17 protein-coding genes are annotated in these 19192 nt (G+C 71.3%); 11 read left to right on the forward strand and 6 right to left on the reverse strand.

The window, feature by feature from the left end; all coding sequences use genetic code 11:
• Window positions 1-175: 175 nt before the first annotated feature.
• Together disA and radA are read right to left on the reverse strand one after the other, a co-directional pair.
• Entirely contained in the window at window positions 176-1300 is a 1125-nt protein-coding gene (gene disA, locus AB0D59_RS39865) for a DNA integrity scanning diadenylate cyclase DisA (protein ID WP_362576021.1), read from the reverse strand.
• An 80-nt stretch (window positions 1301-1380) separates the two neighbouring features.
• Window positions 1381-2790: a DNA repair protein RadA gene (radA, locus tag AB0D59_RS39870; RefSeq protein WP_362576023.1), complete on the reverse strand. Its 1410-nt coding sequence runs from the start codon at window positions 2788-2790 to the stop codon at window positions 1381-1383.
• Window positions 2791-2997: 207 nt separating this feature from the next.
• On the opposite strand from radA, the gene AB0D59_RS39875 reads away from it, so the two are divergent.
• On the forward strand, window positions 2998-4683 hold the full coding sequence (locus tag AB0D59_RS39875; protein ID WP_362576025.1) for a hypothetical protein: 1686 nt from the start codon (window positions 2998-3000) through the stop codon (window positions 4681-4683).
• Between the two features lie 233 nt (window positions 4684-4916).
• Here AB0D59_RS39875 and AB0D59_RS39880 read toward each other — a convergent pair whose 3' ends face one another.
• Window positions 4917-5774, reverse strand: coding sequence for a hypothetical protein (locus AB0D59_RS39880; RefSeq protein WP_362576027.1), 858 nt, complete (start codon window positions 5772-5774; stop codon window positions 4917-4919).
• Between the two features lie 107 nt (window positions 5775-5881).
• Here AB0D59_RS39880 and AB0D59_RS39885 point away from each other — a divergent pair, with 107 nt between their 5' ends.
• The 4 genes from AB0D59_RS39885 to ilvD all read left to right on the forward strand — a co-directional run bounded on the left by AB0D59_RS39885 (window position 5882) and on the right by ilvD (window position 10368).
• Window positions 5882-6814 carry a Ppx/GppA phosphatase family protein gene (locus AB0D59_RS39885; protein ID WP_362576029.1) on the forward strand — a complete coding sequence of 311 codons (933 nt, stop codon included), beginning with the start codon at window positions 5882-5884 and terminating at the stop codon, window positions 6812-6814.
• 131 nt (window positions 6815-6945) lie between these two features.
• Entirely contained in the window at window positions 6946-7776 is an 831-nt protein-coding gene (locus AB0D59_RS39890; protein ID WP_362576030.1) for a sugar phosphate isomerase/epimerase, read from the forward strand.
• A complete protein-coding gene (locus tag AB0D59_RS39895) occupies window positions 7773-8405 on the forward strand; it encodes a TetR family transcriptional regulator (protein WP_362576032.1) in 633 nt (210 codons plus the stop codon). Before AB0D59_RS39890 ends, AB0D59_RS39895 begins: the two co-directional genes overlap by 4 nt.
• A gap of 109 nt (window positions 8406-8514) precedes the next feature.
• On the forward strand, window positions 8515-10368 hold the full coding sequence (ilvD, locus tag AB0D59_RS39900; protein ID WP_362576034.1) for a dihydroxy-acid dehydratase: 1854 nt from the start codon (window positions 8515-8517) through the stop codon (window positions 10366-10368).
• Window positions 10369-10425: 57 nt separating this feature from the next.
• Here the strand turns inward: ilvD and AB0D59_RS39905 are convergent, their stop codons facing one another.
• Window positions 10426-12543 (reverse strand): serine/threonine-protein kinase, encoded by a 2118-nt coding sequence (locus tag AB0D59_RS39905; protein WP_362576036.1) that lies wholly within the window; start codon window positions 12541-12543, stop codon window positions 10426-10428.
• Between the two features lie 181 nt (window positions 12544-12724).
• Here AB0D59_RS39905 and AB0D59_RS39910 point away from each other — a divergent pair, with 181 nt between their 5' ends.
• The 6 genes from AB0D59_RS39910 to proC all read left to right on the forward strand — a co-directional run bounded on the left by AB0D59_RS39910 (window position 12725) and on the right by proC (window position 17397).
• Window positions 12725-13045: an SH3 domain-containing protein gene (locus AB0D59_RS39910; protein WP_362576038.1), complete on the forward strand. Its 321-nt coding sequence runs from the start codon at window positions 12725-12727 to the stop codon at window positions 13043-13045.
• A gap of 56 nt (window positions 13046-13101) precedes the next feature.
• Entirely contained in the window at window positions 13102-13620 is a 519-nt protein-coding gene (locus AB0D59_RS39915) for an EamA/RhaT family transporter (protein ID WP_362576040.1), read from the forward strand.
• Window positions 13621-13702: 82 nt separating this feature from the next.
• Entirely contained in the window at window positions 13703-14500 is a 798-nt protein-coding gene (locus AB0D59_RS39920) for a class I SAM-dependent methyltransferase (RefSeq protein WP_362576042.1), read from the forward strand.
• 427 nt (window positions 14501-14927) lie between these two features.
• Window positions 14928-15737: an ABC transporter ATP-binding protein gene (locus AB0D59_RS39925; protein WP_362576044.1), complete on the forward strand. Its 810-nt coding sequence runs from the start codon at window positions 14928-14930 to the stop codon at window positions 15735-15737.
• Entirely contained in the window at window positions 15734-16516 is a 783-nt protein-coding gene (locus AB0D59_RS39930; protein WP_362576046.1) for an ABC transporter permease, read from the forward strand. The genes AB0D59_RS39925 and AB0D59_RS39930 overlap by 4 nt, the downstream gene beginning before the upstream one ends.
• A 68-nt stretch (window positions 16517-16584) precedes the next feature.
• The gene (gene proC, locus AB0D59_RS39935) at window positions 16585-17397 is read left to right on the forward strand and encodes a pyrroline-5-carboxylate reductase (RefSeq protein WP_362576048.1); all 813 of its coding nucleotides are present in this window, start codon (window positions 16585-16587) and stop codon (window positions 17395-17397) included.
• A gap of 79 nt (window positions 17398-17476) precedes the next feature.
• Here proC and trpS read toward each other — a convergent pair whose 3' ends face one another.
• Together trpS and AB0D59_RS39945 are read right to left on the reverse strand one after the other, a co-directional pair.
• Entirely contained in the window at window positions 17477-18523 is a 1047-nt protein-coding gene (gene trpS / locus AB0D59_RS39940) for a tryptophan--tRNA ligase (protein WP_362576050.1), read from the reverse strand.
• Between the two features lie 476 nt (window positions 18524-18999).
• Window positions 19000-19192: hypothetical protein (locus AB0D59_RS39945; RefSeq protein WP_362576052.1), on the reverse strand; the 193-nt coding region annotated here is incomplete at its 5' end.

Here is a 19192-nt window from a genome sequence, read left to right on the forward strand (position 1 = left end):
TTTCGCTTACCGGCGCCGACAGGGTGCCTCCCTCGGCTTCGCTCAGCGGGGGAGGGGACCCCCATCGCCCCAGCGGCACGACTGCCCGCAGCTGAGTAGCGCCCCGTAGGGGCGCGGGGAACCGCGCGACCAGCCCCCACCGGCCGGCAGCCGAAACATCGGCCCCCCAGCGGAGCTACACGTACCGTTCGAGAATCGACGACTCCGCCAGCCTCGACAGGCCCTCCCGGACGCTGCGTGCCCGCGCCTCGCCCACCCCGTCCACGGTCTGCAGATCGTCGACGCTCGCGGCGAGCAGCTTCTGCAGGCCTCCGAAATGCTCCACCAACCGGTCGATGATCGCCCCGGGCAGCCGCGGAACCTTCGCCAGCAGCCGGAAGCCGCGCGGCGACACCGCCGAGTCCAGCGCCTCCGGGGAACCCGTGTAACCCAGCGCCCGCGCCACCGTCGGCAGTTCCAGCAGTTCCGCGTGGCTCAGCGCGTCCAGCTCGGAGAGCGCCTCGTCGACCGTGCGGGAGCGCTTGGCCGTGGGCTCGGGGACGTAGTCCCGGACCACCAGTTCGCGCTCGGGCTCGACGCCGGCGATCAGCTCGTCCAGCTGGAGCGCGAGCAGCCGCCCGTCGGTGCCCAGTTCGACGACGTACTCGGCGATCTCCGTGGCGATACGGCGGACCATCTCCAGCCGCTGGGCGACGGCCGAGACGTCGCGGACCGTCACCAGGTCCTCGATCTCCAGCGCTGACAACGTTCCCGCGACCTCGTCCAGGCGGAGCTTGTACCGCTCCAGCGTGGCAAGCGCCTGGTTCGCACGCGAGAGGATCGCCGCCGAGTCCTCCAGGACACGGCGCTGCCCGTCGACGTAGAGCGCGATCAGCCGCATCGACTGGGAGACCGAGACCACCGGGAAGCCGACCTGTTTGGAGACCCGGTCCGCCGTGCGGTGCCGGGTGCCGGTCTCCTCCGTCGGGATCGTCGCGTCCGGCACGAACTGGACGCCGGCCCGCAGGATCTTCGACAGGTCGGAGGAGATCACGATGCCGCCGTCGAGCTTGCACAGCTCGCGCAGCCGGGTCGCCGTGAACTCGACATCCAGTACGAAACCGCCCGTGCACATCGTCTCGACCGTCTTGTCGAAGCCGAGGACGATGAGCCCGCCGGTGTTGCCGCGGAGGACCCGCTCCAGGCCGTCGCGCAGGCCCGTGCCCGGAGCCACAGCGCTCAGCGAGGCGCGCATCAGGCCATCGGAACCGGCACTCCCACCGGACTTTCCGGGAGCCGCTGCCCGGTCGTTGGCTGCCACTGCACTCCTCCGGTCGCAGGTTCTGAGGCGCTCCCGCACCCGCACGCGGTTCGTACGGACGGGCGAGACCAGGGCAAAGTCTACCGGCGCTGCTCCGCCTCCCGTGGGGCCTCTCGGTGACGGGAGCGCGGCAGTACCCGCAGTGCGTCCCCCATGTTCGCCACTTCCAGGACCTTCATGCCCGCCGGGATCTTCCCGGGATCACCCGGTACGAGCGCGTGCGTGAAGCCCAGGCGGTGCGCCTCCGCGAGCCTGCGCTGGACTCCGGTGACCCGTCTGACCTCGCCCGCGAGGCCGACCTCGCCGATGGCGACCAGGTTCTTGGGGAGCGGGGTGTCGCTCGCGGCGGAGGCCAGGGCGAGGGCGATCGCCAGGTCGGCCGCGGGCTCGGAGAGCTTCACCCCGCCCACGGTCGCGGAGTAGATGTCCCGCTTGCCGAGCGCGCTGATCCGCCCGCGCTGCTCCAGCACCGCCAGCATCATCGAGACCCGGGAGGTCTCCAGGCCGGAGGTGGTACGGCGCGGGGAGGGGATCTGGGATTCCACGGTCAGCGCCTGGACCTCGGCGACCAGCGGGCGGCGACCCTCCAGGGTCACCGTCAGACAGGTACCCGGGACCGGTTCGTCACGTCGTGTCAGGAAAAGTCCGCTCGGGTCGGCGAGGCCCGTGATGCCCTCGTCGTGCAGTTCGAAGCAGCCGACCTCGTCCGTGGTGCCGTAGCGGTTCTTGACGCCCCGGACGAGCCGCAGGCGCGCGTGCCGGTCGCCCTCGAAGTGCAGCACGACGTCCACGAGGTGTTCGAGGAGGCGGGGACCGGCGATCGCGCCGTCCTTGGTGACATGGCCCACCAGGAGCGTCGACATGCCCCGGTCCTTGGAGGCGCGGATGAGCGCCCCGGCCACCTCCCGCACCTGGGCCATGCCGCCGGGTGCGCCGTCGATCTCGGGGGACGCGACCGTCTGCACGGAGTCCAGGATCAACAGCGACGGCTTCACCGCGTCCAGGTGGCCGAGGACGGCGGCCAGATCGGTCTCGGCGGCGAGATAGAGGTGGTCGTCGATGGCGCCGATGCGGTCGGCGCGCAGCCGGACCTGGCTTGCGGACTCCTCGCCGGTGACATAGAGCGTGCGGTGCCGGTCGCTGGCCGACTTGGCCGCCACGTCGAGCAGGAGGGTGGACTTGCCGACGCCGGGCTCGCCGGCCACCAGGACGACCGCCCCGGGGACCAGGCCGCCGCCGAGCACCCGGTCCAGCTCGGGTACGCCGGTCGTCCGCGCGGTGGCCTGGCGGCCGTCGACCTCGCCGATGGGCACCGCGGAGGTGGTGACACGGCCGGGTGCCGTCGTACGGACCGCGGGTGTGCCGTACTCCTCGACCGTCCCCCAGGCCTGGCACTCGGGGCAGCGGCCGAGCCACTTGGCCGTCTGCCAGCCGCACTCGGTGCAGCGGTACGACGGACGGTCTTTCGCGGTCTTGGTACGGGCAGCCATGCGGAAACCGTAGCCCCCGCCACTGACAGCGGGGCCACGGTGGCGCCCGTGACGGATGTGGGTGGAGGGGGCCTGGCCATGCTCCATCGGGAACGAGCCACGGAATATCGAGTTCTTGTCCCCTTATGAGGGATCGTTTCACCCGTACGGATTAAAAGTGCTCAAGGCGCAAGAAGAGACGTTACGCCGCCGCCTACGGTCGCACGGGTGATGAGCAGCAGCCCGGAAACCTCGACCCGCATGACCGGCACGCACCGGGCGCACCGGGGGGCGCGCGCGGCGCGCGACCGTACGGCGGCGCGCGCGCTGGCGCAGTGGCCGTCGGCGCGCTACGAGCCGTACCTGGACGGGCTGTTCACGTACTGCCTCTCCGTGCTGTGCGACCACGACACGGCCACCACCGCTCTCGGGGACGTCCTCGCCCTCGCCGAGCGGCGCGGCCAGCGCGTCCCGGAGGCCGCCGGGGACCGCCGGGCCTGGCTGTACGCGCTGGCCCGCTGGGCCTGTCTGCGCGGGCTGACCGAGGCCAAGCAGAAACGTCAGGCCACCCATGCGGCCGGGCGGCACATCGCCCCCGAACCGCTGGTCGCCACCGAGACCGAGGAGCCGCGGCGCCGCGAACTCGCCCTGCTCGCCTGGCCCGAGGCCGCCGGCACCACCCCGGAGCAGCGCGAGGCGCTCGAACTCGCCGTACGCCACCACCTCGCCGCCCACGAGGTCGCCGCCGTCCTCGGCATGGACCTGGCCGGCGCCCGCGAGCTGCTCGCCTCCGCCGCCTGCGAGGTGGAACGCACCCGCGCGGCGCTCGCCGTGGTCGAGACCGGTGGCTGCCCCAGCGTCTCCCACCTCACCGGGGACAGCCAGCTGGTGCTCAGCAGCGCCCTGCGCCGCGAGCTGGTCCGGCACGTCGACGACTGCCCGCGCTGTCGCCGCACCGCCGAACGCGCGGCCCCCGGACGGTGGCCCGGCGCGATCACCACGCCCGCCGAGCTGCCGGTCCTGGAGGCGCCCCGCGCGGCCCTGCACATGGCCATGGCGCACCCCACGCGCGCGCGTGGCGCCGCCGTTCCGCGTTTCGACCGGCGCGGTTTCCCGATGGACCCCAAGGACCGCGCCGCCCGCCGCGACCGGCTACGCGCGCGTGCCGTCACGACGACCGTGGTCGCCACGGTGGTGGCCGCGCCGGTGCTGGCCCTGTGGGCCGCCTACCGGGGCTCGCCGGCGGCGGACGGCCATGAGGGCCCGGCCGCGACCGCACGCGAGGCCTCCGGCCCCGACGCGCTGGGCGGTGACGAGGCCGGGGGCTACGAGAACGCCGGAAACGCCAGCACCAGGCCGGGGCCGCGCATCGGCAAGGACGGCAAGGCCGATGTGTCGGTAGAGGTGGTCAGCGTCGCGGGCGGCGACCGGACGATGGCCGGCGCGGGGCACCTCGCGGTGACAGCCGCGAACGACGGCGACACCACGCTGATCACGCTCGCCGCGGCGGGGGGCGCGCCGATGCGGTGGTCGGTGTCCACCTCGGCGGGGTGGCTGTACTTCTCGCGCTCCTCGGGAACGCTCCGGCCGGGCGAGACGTTCACGATCAAGGTCTACGTCGATCATCTGCGGGAGCCGGCCGGGCACTGGAGCGCGCGGGTGGCGGTGGCGCCGGCGGGGGCGGTGGTGTCGATCGACGGGTACGGGATGGCTCCGCCGGTGCGGAGAGGGCCGACGCCTCCGGCGCGGCCGACGCCGACGCCGACCGGGTCGGCTTCCGCCGAGCCGACGGCGTCACCGAGCTTGCCGACGTCCACGCCGACGCCGACGCCGACCGAATCGGATACGCCCAGTCCGACGGGGTCGGCTTCGCCGACGGAGAGCGAGAGTGCGGGGGCGTCGGCGAGTCCGTGAGTGGTGGGTTGCGGTGCGTGGGCGGGTGGGGCCGCATCGTGGCTGGTCGCGCCCACGCGGCGAAGCCGCGTATCGACGCAGCCCGCGCCCCTGACGGGGCGCTTCGGTGGGCGTCGGCGCGGCGGGTTCATTCTCCCGCGCCCCCGAGCGGTGCCCTCTCGTCGGCGTCAGCCGGCAGGATCTGCTCTTCCCGCCCCGAACAAGGCACCTCAGCCCGCCCCCGAAAGGGCGCCTCAGCTCGCCGGATCCGCCGGATGCGGGGCCAGCAGCGGAAGCTGGGAAGCCAGGCGCTGCTCGCACAGTTCCGCCAGCCGGTCGTAGCCGGCCTTGCCCATCAGTTCGGTCAGTTCCGGGCGGTAGGAGACGTACACCGGGTCGCCCGCGCCGTGTGCCGAGGTCGCCGAGGTGCACCACCAGTGCAGGTCGTGGCCGCCCGGGCCCCAGCCCCTGCGGTCGTACTCGCCGATCGAGACCTGGAGGACGCGCGTGTCGTCGGGGCGGTCGATCCAGTCGTACGTGCGGCGGATCGGCAGCTGCCAGCAGACGTCCGGCTTGGTCTCCAGCGGCTCGCGGCCCTCCCGCAGCGCCAGGATGTGCAGCGAGCAGCCCGCGCCGCCCGCGAAAGCGGGGCGGTTCTGGAAGATGCACGAGCCGTTGAACGGGCGGGTCTGGCGGGAGCCCTCGTCGTCCTCGGAGACCCAGCCGTTGCGCGTGCCCTCGTCGTGGTGCTGCCAGATGTCCGGCGTGAGCCTCGACACATGATCGGCGACCCGCTTCTCGTCGTCCTCGTCGGAGAAGTGCGCGCCCAGCGTGCAGCAGCCGTCGTCCGCGCGGCCCGCCTGGATGCCCTGGCAGCCGCTGCCGAAGATGCAGTTCCAGCGGGAGGTCAGCCATGTCAGATCACAGCGGAACACCTGCTCGTCGTCGGCCGGATCCGGGAATTCCACCCATGCGCGCGCGAAGTCGAGGCCCTTCTCGTCCCCTGCCGGAGCCTGCGGTGACGTCTTCGACTTCTTCGGTGGCTTCGCCCGAGAAGAACCGTCGGCGGATTTGGCGCCCTTGTGGTCCTTCGTCTTTTTCGTCTTTGGCACCTGTACAGGGTATGTCGCCCGAGCCGGCTTCGGGGACGGCTCTCACGAGGGGGATACCGGCCACCTGGGCGAGGGGATACCGGCCACCTGGCAGTAGCGTTCCGTACATGAGACTCGGTGTCCTCGACGTGGGATCCAACACGGTGCATCTGCTGGTGGTGGATGCCCACCCCGGCGCACGCCCGCTGCCCGCGCACTCGCACAAGGCGGAACTGCGCCTTGCCCAACTCCTCGACGGCAACGGCGCGATCGGTCCCGACGGGGTCGAGAAACTGATCGGTGTCGTCCATGGGGCCCTGCAGGCCGCGGAGGACAAGGGCGTCGAGGATCTGCTGCCGTTCGCCACCTCCGCCGTGCGCGAGGCCAGCAACGCCGATGACGTCCTCGCGCGCGTGAAGGGCGAGACCGGCGTCGAGCTCCAGGTCCTGACCGGCGCCGAGGAGGCCCGGCTGACCTTCCTCGCCGTACGCCGCTGGTTCGGCTGGTCCGCCGGAAAGCTGCTGGTCCTGGACATCGGGGGCGGCTCCCTGGAGATCGCGTACGGCATCGACGAGGAGCCGGACACGGCCGTCTCGCTGCCGCTCGGCGCCGGCCGGCTCACCGCCGGCTGGCTCCCCGGCGACCCGCCGGCCTCGGACGACATACGGGCGCTGCGCCGCCATGTACGGGCCGAGATCGCGCGTACCGTCGGCGAGTTCAGCCGTTTCGGCGCCCCCGACCACGTGGTCGCCACGTCCAAGACCTTCAAACAGCTGGCCCGTATCGCCGGCGCGGCCCGCTCCGCCGACGGCCTCTACGTCCAGCGCGAGCTCAAGCGCAGCTCCCTGGAGACCTGGGTCCCGAGGCTCGCGGCCATGAACACGGCCCAGCGCGGCGCACTCCCCGGAGTCTCCGAGGGCCGCTCGGGCCAGCTGGTGGCGGGCGCCCTGGTGGCGGAGGCCGCGATGGACCTGTTCGAGGTGGAGACGGTGGAGGTCTGCCCGTGGGCGCTGCGGGAGGGCGTGATCCTGCGGCGCCTCGATCACATGGGTTCGGCGTAAGCGCTCCCGCAGGGGGCGCGGGCGGACCGCGACGGCGAACAGGCGCCCGGCCCCGCCCCCGACGCGACGATCGTCACACCGGCGAAGACATGCCCCGCCCCCACCCAACCCCAACCCGTAACCTGTCCCTCGTGGCAAAACCAAGGGACGTCGTCCGCATCCCGGATGCGAAGGTCGCGCTCTCCACGGCCTCCGTCTATCCGGAGTCGACGGCGACGGCCTTCGAGATCGCCGCGCGCCTCGGCTACGACGGTGTCGAGGTCATGGTGTGGACCGACCCGGTCAGCCAGGACATCGAGGCCCTGCGCAGGCTGAGCGACTACCACCGCATCCCGATCCTCGCCGTCCACGCGCCCTGTCTGCTGATCACCCAGCGGGTCTGGTCCACCGACCCCTGGGTCAAGCTCCAGCGCGCCCGGGCCGCCGCCGAGAAGCTGGGCGCGAGCACGGTCGTGGTGCACCCGCCGTTCCGCTGGCAGCGCCAGTACGCCCGCGACTTCGTCGAGGGAATCTGGCGCATGGCGAACGAGACGGACGTCCGGTTCGCGGTGGAGAACATGTACCCCTGGCGCTACCGCGACCGCGAGATGCTGGCGTACGCCCCCGACTGGGACGTCACCAAGGACGACTACCGGCACTTCACGATCGACCTCAGCCATGCCGCGACCTCGCGGACGGACGCGCTCGCCATGCTCGACCGGATGGGCGGCCGGCTCGGCCATGTCCACCTCGCCGACGGCCGCGGCTCCGCCAAGGACGAGCACCTGGTGCCCGGCCGCGGCACCCAGCCCTGCGCCGAGCTCCTGGAGCGCCTGGCGCTCAGCGGCTTCGACGGGCATGTCGTCATCGAGGTCAACACCCGGCGCGCGATGTCCGGCGCCGAGCGCGAGGCCGACCTCGCGGAGGCCCTGGCCTTCACCCGCCTGCACCTGGCCTCGGCGATGAAGGTGCCCCGCCGATGACCGGCACCGGGACCGGAAGCGGTGAGACCGGCACCGGGACCCGCCGCCGTGGCCGCCCCCCGCGTACCGAGTCGGCGGACACCCGGGACCGTATCCTCGTCGCCGCCCGCGAGGAGTTCTCCGAACGCGGGTACGACAAGACGTCCGTCCGCGGGATCGCCAAGACCGCCGGCGTCGACTCGGCCCTCGTCCACCACTACTTCGGCACCAAGGAGCAGGTCTTCGAGGCCGCCATCTCGATCGCCTTCGCCCCCGCGCTCAACGCGCCCGTCGCGATCGCCGACGGCCCGCTGGACGGCGTCGGCGAGCGCCTGACCCGCTTCATCTTCGGCATCTGGGAGAACCCCACCACCCGTACGCCCCTGCTGGCGATCCTCCGCTCGGCCGTGAACAACGACACGGCCGCCGCCGTCTTCCGCCGGCTGATCGCCGCCCAGCTGCTGCGCCGGATCGCGGAACAGCTGGATCTCCCGGACGGGGAGCTGCGCGCCGAGCTGGCGGCCGCGCAGCTGGTCGGGTGCGCGATGCTGCGGTACGTGATCAAGGTGGAGCCGCTGGCGTCGGCGGATCTGGAGCAGATCGTGGCGCGGGTGGCGCCGGTGGTGCAGGGGCATCTGACCGGGCCGTAGGGCCGGCACGACGAGACACCTGTCCCGCATTCCGGACACCTCGTCCCGAGGCCTGAGCAACGGGCGTACGCTCGACGGCAGCCCTATCTGTCTGAAGGAGCGAGCGACGATGCCCGAGCTGAGGTCCCGCACAGTCACCCACGGTCGCAACATGGCGGGCGCCCGCGCCCTTATGCGCGCCTCCGGTGTACCGGGTGCGGACATCGGCCGTAAGCCGATCATCGCGGTCGCCAACAGCTTCACCGAGTTCGTGCCGGGCCACACCCACCTCCAGCCGGTCGGCCGGATCGTCAGCGAGGCGATCAAGGAGGCGGGCGGCATCCCGCGCGAGTTCAACACGATCGCCGTGGACGACGGCATCGCCATGGGTCACGGCGGCATGCTGTACTCCCTCCCGTCCCGCGACCTGATCGCGGACTCGGTCGAGTACATGGTCGAGGCGCACTGCGCCGACGCCCTGGTCTGCATCTCCAACTGCGACAAGATCACGCCGGGCATGCTGATGGCCGCGCTGCGGCTCAACATCCCCACGGTCTTCGTCTCCGGCGGCCCCATGGAGGCCGGCCGCGCGACCCTCGTCGACGGCACGGTCCGCACCCTCGACCTGATCGACGCGATGGTCGACGCGGCCAACGAGAACGTCTCCGACGAGGACGTCCTCAAGATCGAGGAGAACGCCTGTCCGACCTGCGGCTCCTGCTCGGGCATGTTCACCGCCAACTCGATGAACTGCCTGACCGAGGCCATCGGTCTCTCCCTCCCCGGCAACGGCTCGGTCCTGGCCACCCACACGGCCCGGAAACGGCTGTACGTCGACGCGGCCCGCACGGTCATGGACATCACCCGCCGCTACTACGAGCAGGACGACGACACGGTCCTGCCCCTCAACATCGCGACCTTCGCCGCGTTCGAGAACGCGATGGCCCTGGACATCGCGATGGGCGGCTCCACCAACACGATCCTGCACCTGCTGGCCGCCGCCCAGGAGGCGGGCGTCCCGTTCGGCCTGGAGGAGATCAACGAGGTCTCGCGCCGGGTGCCCTGCCTGGCCAAGGTCGCGCCGAACGTCGCGAAGACCCGCACGTACTACATGGAGGACGTGCACCGGGCCGGCGGCATCCCCGCCCTCCTCGGCGAACTGCACCGCGGCGGTCTCCTCAACGAGGACGTCCACTCCGTGCACAGCCCGTCCCTGTCGGACTGGCTGAAGACCTGGGACGTGCGCGGCGGCTCCCCGTCCCCCGAGGCGGTGGAACTGTGGCACGCGGCCCCGGGCTGCGTCCGCTCCGCCGAGGCGTTCTCCCAGTCCGAGCGCTGGGAGGCCCTGGACGAGGACGCGGCGGAGGGCTGCATCCACAGCGTCGAGCACGCGTACTCCAAGGACGGCGGCCTCGCGGTCCTCAAGGGCAACCTCGCCGTCGACGGCTGCGTGGTGAAGACGGCCGGCGTCGACGAGTCGATCTGGACCTTCGAGGGCCCGGCGGTCGTCTGCGAGTCGCAGGAAGAAGCCGTCGAGAAGATCCTCAACAAGCAGGTCACGCACGGCGACGTCGTCGTCATCCGCTACGAGGGCCCCAAGGGCGGCCCCGGCATGCAGGAGATGCTCTACCCGACGTCCTTCCTCAAGGGCCGCGGCCTCGGCAAGACCTGCGCGCTGATCACGGACGGCCGTTTCTCCGGCGGCACGTCGGGCCTGTCGATCGGCCACGCCTCCCCGGAGGCGGCCTCGGGCGGCACCATCGCCCTCGTCGAGAACGGCGACCGCATCCGCATCGACATCCCGAACCGCACGATCGAACTCCTCGTCGACGACGCCGAGCTGGCCCGTCGCGAGCAGGCCCTGAACGGCGTGTACGCCCCGAAGAACCGCGAGCGCAAGGTCTCGGCGGCCCTGCGGGCCTACGCGGCGATGGCCACCAGCGCCGACAAGGGCGCGGTGCGTGACGTGAGCAAGCTCGGCTGAAGCCCCGCCTGTGACAGGGGCCGCCTCCCTCAAGGGGGGCGGCCCCTTCGTCCGTCATCACCAGCCGGCGGGATCCTCCGCGTCCACAGCGAAGACGGTGCCGTCGGGGGCGGTGGCGTAGACGTGGGTACCGAGGACCAGCGGAGCCGGCAGAACGGCGGTGACCTGGTCGGCGTTGCTGCCCAGGCGCGCAGGGGTCTGGCCGACGAGGGTTCCCTTGCGGGCGTCGACGGCGAGGAGGCGTCCGTCGGCCGCCGTGAAGTAGACGTGCCGGTCGTCGGCGACGGGCGCCGAGCCCCGGCTCACCGACGTCTCCAGGTGCCATGTGCGCTTGCCCGCGTCGATGTCGACGGCGTCCAGCGCGCCAGTGGCGGCCAGCACATAGACCACGCCGTCGTACACCCCGGCCTGCGCGTCCCCACGCGGTACGGGCAGCTTGACCCGGCGAGTGTCCCTGGACGCCGGCGTGTAGCGGACCACGGCATCAGTGTCGCCGTACACCGGATCCGTAGCCAGCAGAAAGACCGCCCCGTCCTGCGCGCCGACCGGCCGCAGCAGACTCCGCAAACGCGTGTCCCACCGTACGTCTCCGGTGGCTGGGTCCACGGCGGTCACCTGGGTGCTGGCCCCGTCCGCGGACGAGCTGGTCACATACGCCGACGACGGATCCGAGGGGAAGAAGTCGATCCGAGGGGTGCCGTGATCGCCTGTCGGTCGGCTCCACTTGGTGGCGCCGGTCGCGCTGTCCACCCCGGTGACCGTGCCGTCCGCGCGCGCGAGCAGCAGCATGTCGCCGGCGTACTTCATCCCCTTGTTCTCGGGCAGGTCCCGCTGCCATTGGCTCTTGCCCGAGTCCGGATCGAGCGCCGTCACATGCCGGGCCTCGTCCGTGACGAGCTGCACGAGCCCGCCGGACAGGACCGGGGGTCTGCTCCAGTGGGCGTCGGCGACGGAGTGCCGCCAGAGCACGGTACCCGTCACCGTGTCCAGGGCGAAGGCCACCGACGTCTCGGTGCAGAACAACTTCCCTTCGCCGGTGGCGCATTGGGGAGTGGCTGCGCCCTTGGCGACCGGAGCCGTCTGCCAGGCGGCGAAGGTGGCGGCAGTGGTTTTCGGGTTGCTCTCCCGCTGCTCCGGGCCGCTCCTGGCGACCCACTGGACCAAGGCCGCGACCCCGCCCAGCGCGAGCACGACGGCACCGGTGGCCAAGGCGACTCGTCTGCTGAGGCGTGGCCGGTGCCGCCGCTCCGGCTCCTTCTCCATCGGCGGCTCCGGCGCCGCCGTGTCACTGCTGTCACCGGTGACGCTGGTCCGCTGCGCCGGTATGAACGCCTGCGTGTCGTACGACGCCGCCAACGACCGCAGTTCCCGCATCATCTCGTCGGGCGTCGGCCGGTCCTCGGGCTCCTTGGCGAGACAGCGCAGCACCAGCGGGGCCAGTTCCTCCGGTACGTCGGTGAGATCGGGCTCGTCATGCACGACCTGGTAGGCGACGACGTACGGGCTGTCGGAGTCGAACGGCCCACGCCCGGTCGCCGCGTGCACCAGCACCGACCCGAGCGCGAAGATGTCGGCGGCGGGCCCCACTTCACGCGGCCGCCGGAACTGCTCCGGGGCCATGAACGGCGGCGTGCCGATCAACTTGCCCGTCTCGGTCCGCAGTTCGCTGTCCTTCGGCCGGGAAATGCCGAAGTCGATGACCTTCGGACCATCCTCGGCGAGCAGCACGTTGCTCGGCTTGAGATCCCGATGCACCACCCCGACCCTGTGAATGTCGCCCAGCGCCTCCGCGAGCCCGGCCATCAGCCTGCGCAGCTGGGCAGGGGGCATGGGACCGTTCCGCTTCACGTGCTCGGACAGGGTCGGGCCGGGAATGAAGAGGGTGGCCATCCAGGGCCGCTCGGCCTCCGGATCGGCGTCCACGACGGGTGCGGTGAAGGCGCCGCTGACCTTGCGCGCGGCGGCCACCTCCTGCCGGAAACGGCCCCTGAACTCGCGGTCCTTGGAGAACTCGGCGTGCACGACCTTCACGGCGAGCTTCAGCCCCGAGGTGCTGCGGGCCAGATGCACCACGCCCATGCCGCCCGAACCCAGGCAGGACTCCAGACGGTAGTGCCCGGCGTACTCGGGAAGTTCCGCTTCCGCGCCCGCTCCGGTGTTGCGCTGTGGCGTCATGGGATCACCCCCGTGCTGTTCTTCGCGGCGCGCGACGCACGGAGCCTAGTCGATGACTCGTGCGATACAGAGGCGGCTTGCTAGCCTCCGCGTGCGAGTTACGCACATGTGTTTCGTGGCTCGAACGAGGGGAATCAACGGGACTCCATGGCACTCATGGGTTCAGTGGGGGGAGCTTCACATGTCTGTCGATCACGTGCAGGAAGCCGAGAGCAGCGGCGAGGACGAGGCCGTCACGACGCTGGCGGCATCCGTGCGTTACTACTCGGTCGCCCCGGGCCTCCGCCTGAACGTCCGCAGCGGCCCCGGCACCAGTTACGACATCACCCGCGTCCTCCCCGAGGGCGCCAAGGTCCCGATCTACTGCCAGACGCCGGGTACGACGGTGTCCGGGTACTACGGCACGTCGAAGATCTGGGACAACATCAGCAACGGCGAGTTCGTGTCAGACGCCTACGTCAACACGGGCAGCGACGGCTATGTGGCCGACCGCTGCTCCTGACCCGGCCGGTAGGACCCGACCCGGAGCCCGCGGCCGCCCGGCGCCATAATCGTCCTGTGAGCGACGAACCAGGCACCCCGGACACCCCCGCGGGCTCCACCGGCGAGGCCCCGAGCGGCCCTCGCCCCGAGCCCCTCCGTTTCTTCGGCACGACCTGGGTCAACCACGATGACGGCTACACCGCCCGCCGTATCGGCGTGGCCGTCGGCTCGCTCGCCGCCGCCGTCGTCTCCTGCCTGGTCCTCCGCCTCGCCTACGAGGGCCTCCAACTCGCCGACACCGGCGCCTTCGTGACCGTTCTGGTCGTCGCGATGTTCGCCATCTGCAGCGCCCTCGCCTTCCGCGACACCTGGGACGGCTTCGGCAAGCGCCCCGACCCGGAACGCCAGGCCTCCCTGCGCGGCCTCCTCGCCATCGGCTTCGTCGGCTCCCTCCTCGCCTACTTCTTCCGCTCCCTGACGGAGGCCCCCGGCGAGCGACTGCACCGCGCCGAGTACGACACCGCCCGCCAGGAACACGAACGCCGCACCACGCGCCGCACGGGCAACCCGTCGAAGAAGAAGCGGAAGCGCTGAGACCGTCCGGTACGGGACCGGGCACATCCGCCCGTCGGAAACCCCCTGTCGCCTCCCGCCCCGCCCCCGGGACCATGGCCCTATGACCACCAGCCAGTCGCGCCCCCCGAACCCCGCCCCCTCGCACGCCACGCGCGCGCACTCCTTCAACGCCGCCGCCGCGCAGTACGCCGCGAACCGCCCCTCCTACCCGCCCGCTCTCCTCGACGCCGTCGAGCAGGAGGCCGGCCGTACCCTGACCGGCGCCCGGGTGGTCGACATCGGCGCGGGCACCGGCATCGCGACCGCCGTCCTGCACGCGCGCGGCGCCGACGTCGTCGCGGTGGAGCCGGGGGAGGGCATGGCGGCGCAGTTCCACCGCACGCTCCCCGGCATCCCGCTCGTCCGCGGCAACGGCAACGCCCTCCCGCTCGCCGACGACACCGCCGACTTCCTCACCTACGCCCAGGCCTGGCACTGGACCGACCCGGCCCGCTCCGTGCCGGAGGCGCTGCGCGTACTGCGTCCCGGCGGCGCGCTCGCGCTGTGGTGGAACACCCACGCCCTCGACATCGACTGGATCGCCGGGCAGACCGAGCGGTTGAGCCGCTTCTTCGGCGTGGACGTCGGCGCCGAGAAGCGCGAGACCGCCGACCGCACGGACCTCGCCGACCCCAGCGGCCGCCTCCGCTTCGCCCGCCGTGAGGTCCGCTGGAGCCGCCGGGTCCCCCTCGACACCCACCTCGCCAACATCGGCAGCCACTCGGCGTTCCTGGTCACCCCCGAGGACCGCGCGACCGCCTTCCTCGCCGAGGAGCGCGCCCACCTCCTGAAGGCCTTCCCGGAGGGGACCGTCGAGGAGACGTACGACGTCCTCCTCCTGGTCGCCCGCAACACCTGAACAACACCCGCACACCGGCCCGCCGCACCCGCTCAGCAGCGGGCCGGTGGCGTCCCACCACACCCACAGAGCGAACCCGGCCGCCTTCCTGCCGCACCACTCCTCCCCACGGCAACCGGTCCCGGTGACGAACCAACGCCAGCCGTTCCGGTGGTGGAGCCACCCCTGCCGTCCCGGCGCTGAACCGACGCGAGGCGTTCCGGTGGTGGAGCCACCCCTGCTGTCCCGGTGACGAACCGATGCGAGCCGTCCCGGCGCTGAACCGACGCCAGCCGTCCCGGTGATGACCCCACCCCAGCCGTCCCGGCGATGGATGGGCTCCGGCCGCTCCCTGGCGCCCGCGCGGCCCTCACGGAGGGCGTGCCGCCGACTGCCTCCCCGCCCGCTCCTCTTGACGCTCCCTGCCTTGCCGAGGATTATTCATCACATGGTGAATTACTCGCCGGAGCCGTCCGCGGCCCCCGGCAACCCCGTCCTGCCCCCCGCAATCCAGGCCACCGGCCTCACCGCAGTCCGTGGCCCCCGCACCGTCCTGCGCGGCCTCGACTTCGCCGTCCCGCGCGGCCAGATCACCGGCCTCCTCGGACCCTCCGGCTGTGGCAAGTCGACCCTGATGCGCGCCATCGTCGGCAGCCAGGCCAAGGTCACCGGCACCCTCAACGTCCTCGGCCGCCCCGCCGGCCACCCCACCCTCCGCACCCGCATCGGGTACGTCACCCAAGCCCCCTCCGTCTACGACGACCTGACCATCCGCCAGAACCTCGACTACTTCGCCTCGATCCTCGACCCCACCCGCCCCGCCCCCGACCGCCGCGCCGACGTCGAACGCGTCCTCGGAGAAGTCGACCTCACCAGCCACGCCGACGCCCTCGCCGGCAACCTCTCCGGCGGCCAGCGCAGCCGCGTCTCCCTCGCCGTCGCCCTGCTCGGCACCCCCGAACTCCTCGTCCTCGACGAACCCACCGTCGGCCTCGACCCCGTCCTGCGCCGCGACCTCTGGCAGCTCTTCCACGCCATCACCACCACCCGCGGCGCCACCCTCCTCATCTCCTCCCACGTCATGGACGAGGCCGAGCGCTGCCACCGCCTTCTCCTCATGCGCGAAGGCGAGATCCTCGCCGACGACACCCCCGAGGCCCTCCGCACCCGCACCGGCTCCGACACGGTCGAGGCGGCCTTCCTGCACCTCGTCGACGAAGCGGCCGCCACCTCACGCACGAAGGAAAGCGCACGATGACCACTCAGCCGGCGACCACCACGACCGCCCCCGTCAGCGCCCTCAACCTCGCCCGCACCACCGCCACCGCGGCCCGCGTCCTGCGCCAGCTCCGCCACGACCCCCGCACGATCGCGCTGCTGCTCCTCATCCCCTGCCTGATGCTGGTCCTGCTCCGCTACGTCTTCGACGGCAGCCCGCGCACCTTCGACAACATCGGCGCCTCACTCCTCGGCATCTTCCCGCTCATCACGATGTTCCTGGTGACCTCCATCGCCACCCTCCGCGAGCGCACCTCCGGCACCCTCGAACGCCTCCTCGCCATGCCCCTCGGCAAAGCCGACCTCATCGCCGGCTACGCCCTCGCCTTCGGCATCCTCGCGATCATCCAGTCGGCCCTCGCCACCGGCCTGGCCGTCTGGTTCCTGGGCCTCGACGTCACCGGCTCCCCCTGGCTCCTGCTCCTGGTCGCCCTGCTCGACGCCCTGCTCGGCACAGCCCTCGGTCTCTTCGTCTCGGCCTTCGCGGCCTCGGAATTCCAGGCGGTCCAGTTCATGCCGGCGGTGATCTTCCCCCAACTCCTGCTCTGCGGCCTCTTCACGCCCCGATCCGAGATGCACCCCGCCCTCGAAGCCCTCTCCGACGTCCTCCCCATGTCCTATGCCGTGGACGGCATGAACGAAGTCCTCCACCACACCGACATGACCGCCACCTTCCTCAGGGACATCCTGATCGTCGCCGGCTGCGCCCTGCTCGTACTGACCCTGGGAGCGGCCACCCTGAGGCGACGGACGGCATAGCCACCGACCACGTCCGCCCAGCGGACAACCGCCCCCCGCCTCCCACTCCCGGTGCCAGACTGAACCGTATGAGTCAGAAAGTCGCAGTCCTCGGTACCGGCAAGATCGGCGAAGCCCTGCTCAGCGGAATGATCCGGGCCGGCTGGGCACCCGCCGACCTCCTGGTCACCGCCCGCCGCCCGGAACGGGCCGAAGAGCTCCGGGCCCGCCACGGAGTCACCCCGGTCACCAACCCCGAGGCCGCGAAGACCGCCGACACCCTGATCCTCACGGTCAAGCCGCAGGACATGGGCACCCTCCTCGACGAACTCGCCCCGCACATCCCCGCCGACCGCCTCGTCATCAGCGGCGCGGCGGGCATCCCCACCTCCTTCTTCGAGGAGCGCCTCGCCACCGGCACCCCGGTCGTCCGTGTCATGACGAACACCCCCGCCCTCGTCGACGAGGCGATGTCCGTCATCTCCGCCGGCAGCCACGCCACCGCCGCCCACCTCGCCACCGCCGAGGAGATCTTCGGCGCCGTCGGCAAGACCCTCCAGGTCCCCGAGTCCCAGCAGGACGCCTGCACCGCCCTCTCCGGCTCGGGCCCGGCGTACTTCTTCTACCTGGTCGAGGCCATGACCGACGCCGGCATCCTGCTCGGCCTGCCCCGCGACAAGGCCCACGACCTCATCGTCCAGTCCGCGATCGGCGCCGCCGTGATGCTCCGCGACAGCGGCGAACACCCCGTCAAGCTCCGCGAGAACGTCACCTCGCCCGCCGGCACCACCATCAACGCCATCCGCGAACTGGAGAACCACGGCGTACGGGCCGCCCTCATCGCCGCCCTCGAAGCCGCCCGCGACCGCAGCCGCCAACTCGCCTCCGGAAAGAAGGACTGAGGAGGACAGGACTGAGGAGGACAGGACTGAGAGGGACAGGACTGAGAGGGACTGGGCTGAGAAGGACTGAGCCCCGCGCCTATCGGGCCGCGTTCAACGCGGGTTCCGCCGCAGCGGCCCCCGAGAAGGCGCCGGGCGGCAACAGCCCGATCGCCCGATAGGCGGTATCGACAATCGGCCGGGCGATCGCCCGAGCCTTCTCCGCCCCATGCCGCAGCACCTCCTCCACATATCCCGGATCGACGCACAACTCCCTGTGCCTGGCCTGCACGGGACCGAGCACGTCCAGCACCGCCTCCGCGGTGGCCTGCTTCAGAGCGCCGTACGAATCGTGAACGGTTGCCAGTGACTCAGGGTTCCCGCCCGTGCACGCAGCGAGAATCTCCAGCAGATTCGCGACCCCGGGCTGCTCCTCCCGGTCGTAGACGACCTCTCGCCCGCTGTCCGTCACGGCCCGCATGATCTTCTTGCGGATCACCTCCGGTTCGTCGAGCAGATAGACGATGCCTGCCCCGGAGTCGTCGCTCTTCCCCATCTTCGACGTCGGGTCCTGCAGATTCATCACCCGCGCGGCCACCTTCGGCACGGTCGCCTTCGGCACCACGAACGTGTGCCCGTACCGTTGGTTGAACCGCACCGCCAGGTCCCGGGTCAACTCCACGTGCTGCGCCTGATCGTCCCCGACCGGCACCTCGTCCGCCCCGTAGGCCAGGATGTCGGCCGCCATCAGCGCCGGATACGTCAGCAAGGACAGCCGCACACCGCGCCCGCGCACCGCCTCACTCGCGACCTTCTCCTTGTACTGGATCATGCGCCGCATCTCCCCGTCGGTCGCCACGCACTCCATGAGGTACGACAGCCGGGTGTGCTCGTCGACATGACTCTGTACGAACACGGTGCACAGCTCGGGATCCAGCCCGGCCGCCAGCAACAGCGTCGCCGCCTGCCGGGTGAGCCGGCGCAGCCGGGCCGGATCGTGGTCCACGGTCATCCCGTGCAGATCGACGATGCAGAACAAGGAGTCGGCCTGGTGCTGATCCACGGCAGCCCACTGCCGCATGGCCCCCAGGTAGTTCCCCAGCGTCAGGTGCCCGGTCGGCTTGATCCCGCTGAAGACCCGTGTCATTCGCTCTCCACCTCCTGGTCGGAGCCGCCGTCCCGAGCGGCCGGCCCTCAGAGGTTCTGGAGGGAGATACACGAACGGCCGCCGAGGCGGCGGCCGTTGAATGCGTACGTGAGCGCGGCCGCCGTCAGGCGGCCCACCACTGCTGGGTGCACGCACGCGTAGTCATGGCGCCCACCATACGCGCAGGGGGGCCGACCCGCCGCGAGTTGACACACCCCAACCGGTTACGTAATGTTCTCCGAGTTGTCCGACGTGAGCGCCGACTCCGGTCGGTCCCCGGACAGCCATTCCGCAAGTACCTACCAGCAGTCGGCGATCCGTCGTCGCTTTGCTTCGGCATGCGTATGTGCGAAATGAAGGAATCCACGTTCGAAAGGACGCAGGCCCCCCGATTAGCTCGGAGGCCGGGAATCCGCTAAAGTCTCACTCGTCGGAACGGCCCAACAGCCGGGAAGGCAACACCCGCTGACTGGGAATCAGACGCCGAAAGCATCTGATAGAGTCAGAACCGCCGGAAAGGGAAACGCGAGAGCGGGAACCTGGAAAGCGCCGAGGAAATCGGATCGGAAAACGGTCTGATAGAGTCGGAAACGCAAGAACGAAGGGAAGCCCGGAGGAAAGCCCGAGAGGGTGAGTACAAAGGAAGCGACCGTTCCTTGAGAACTCAAC

This window comes from Streptomyces sp. NPDC048417, from assembly GCF_040651615.1.
Taxonomy (GTDB): Bacteria; Actinomycetota; Actinomycetes; order Streptomycetales; family Streptomycetaceae; genus Streptomyces.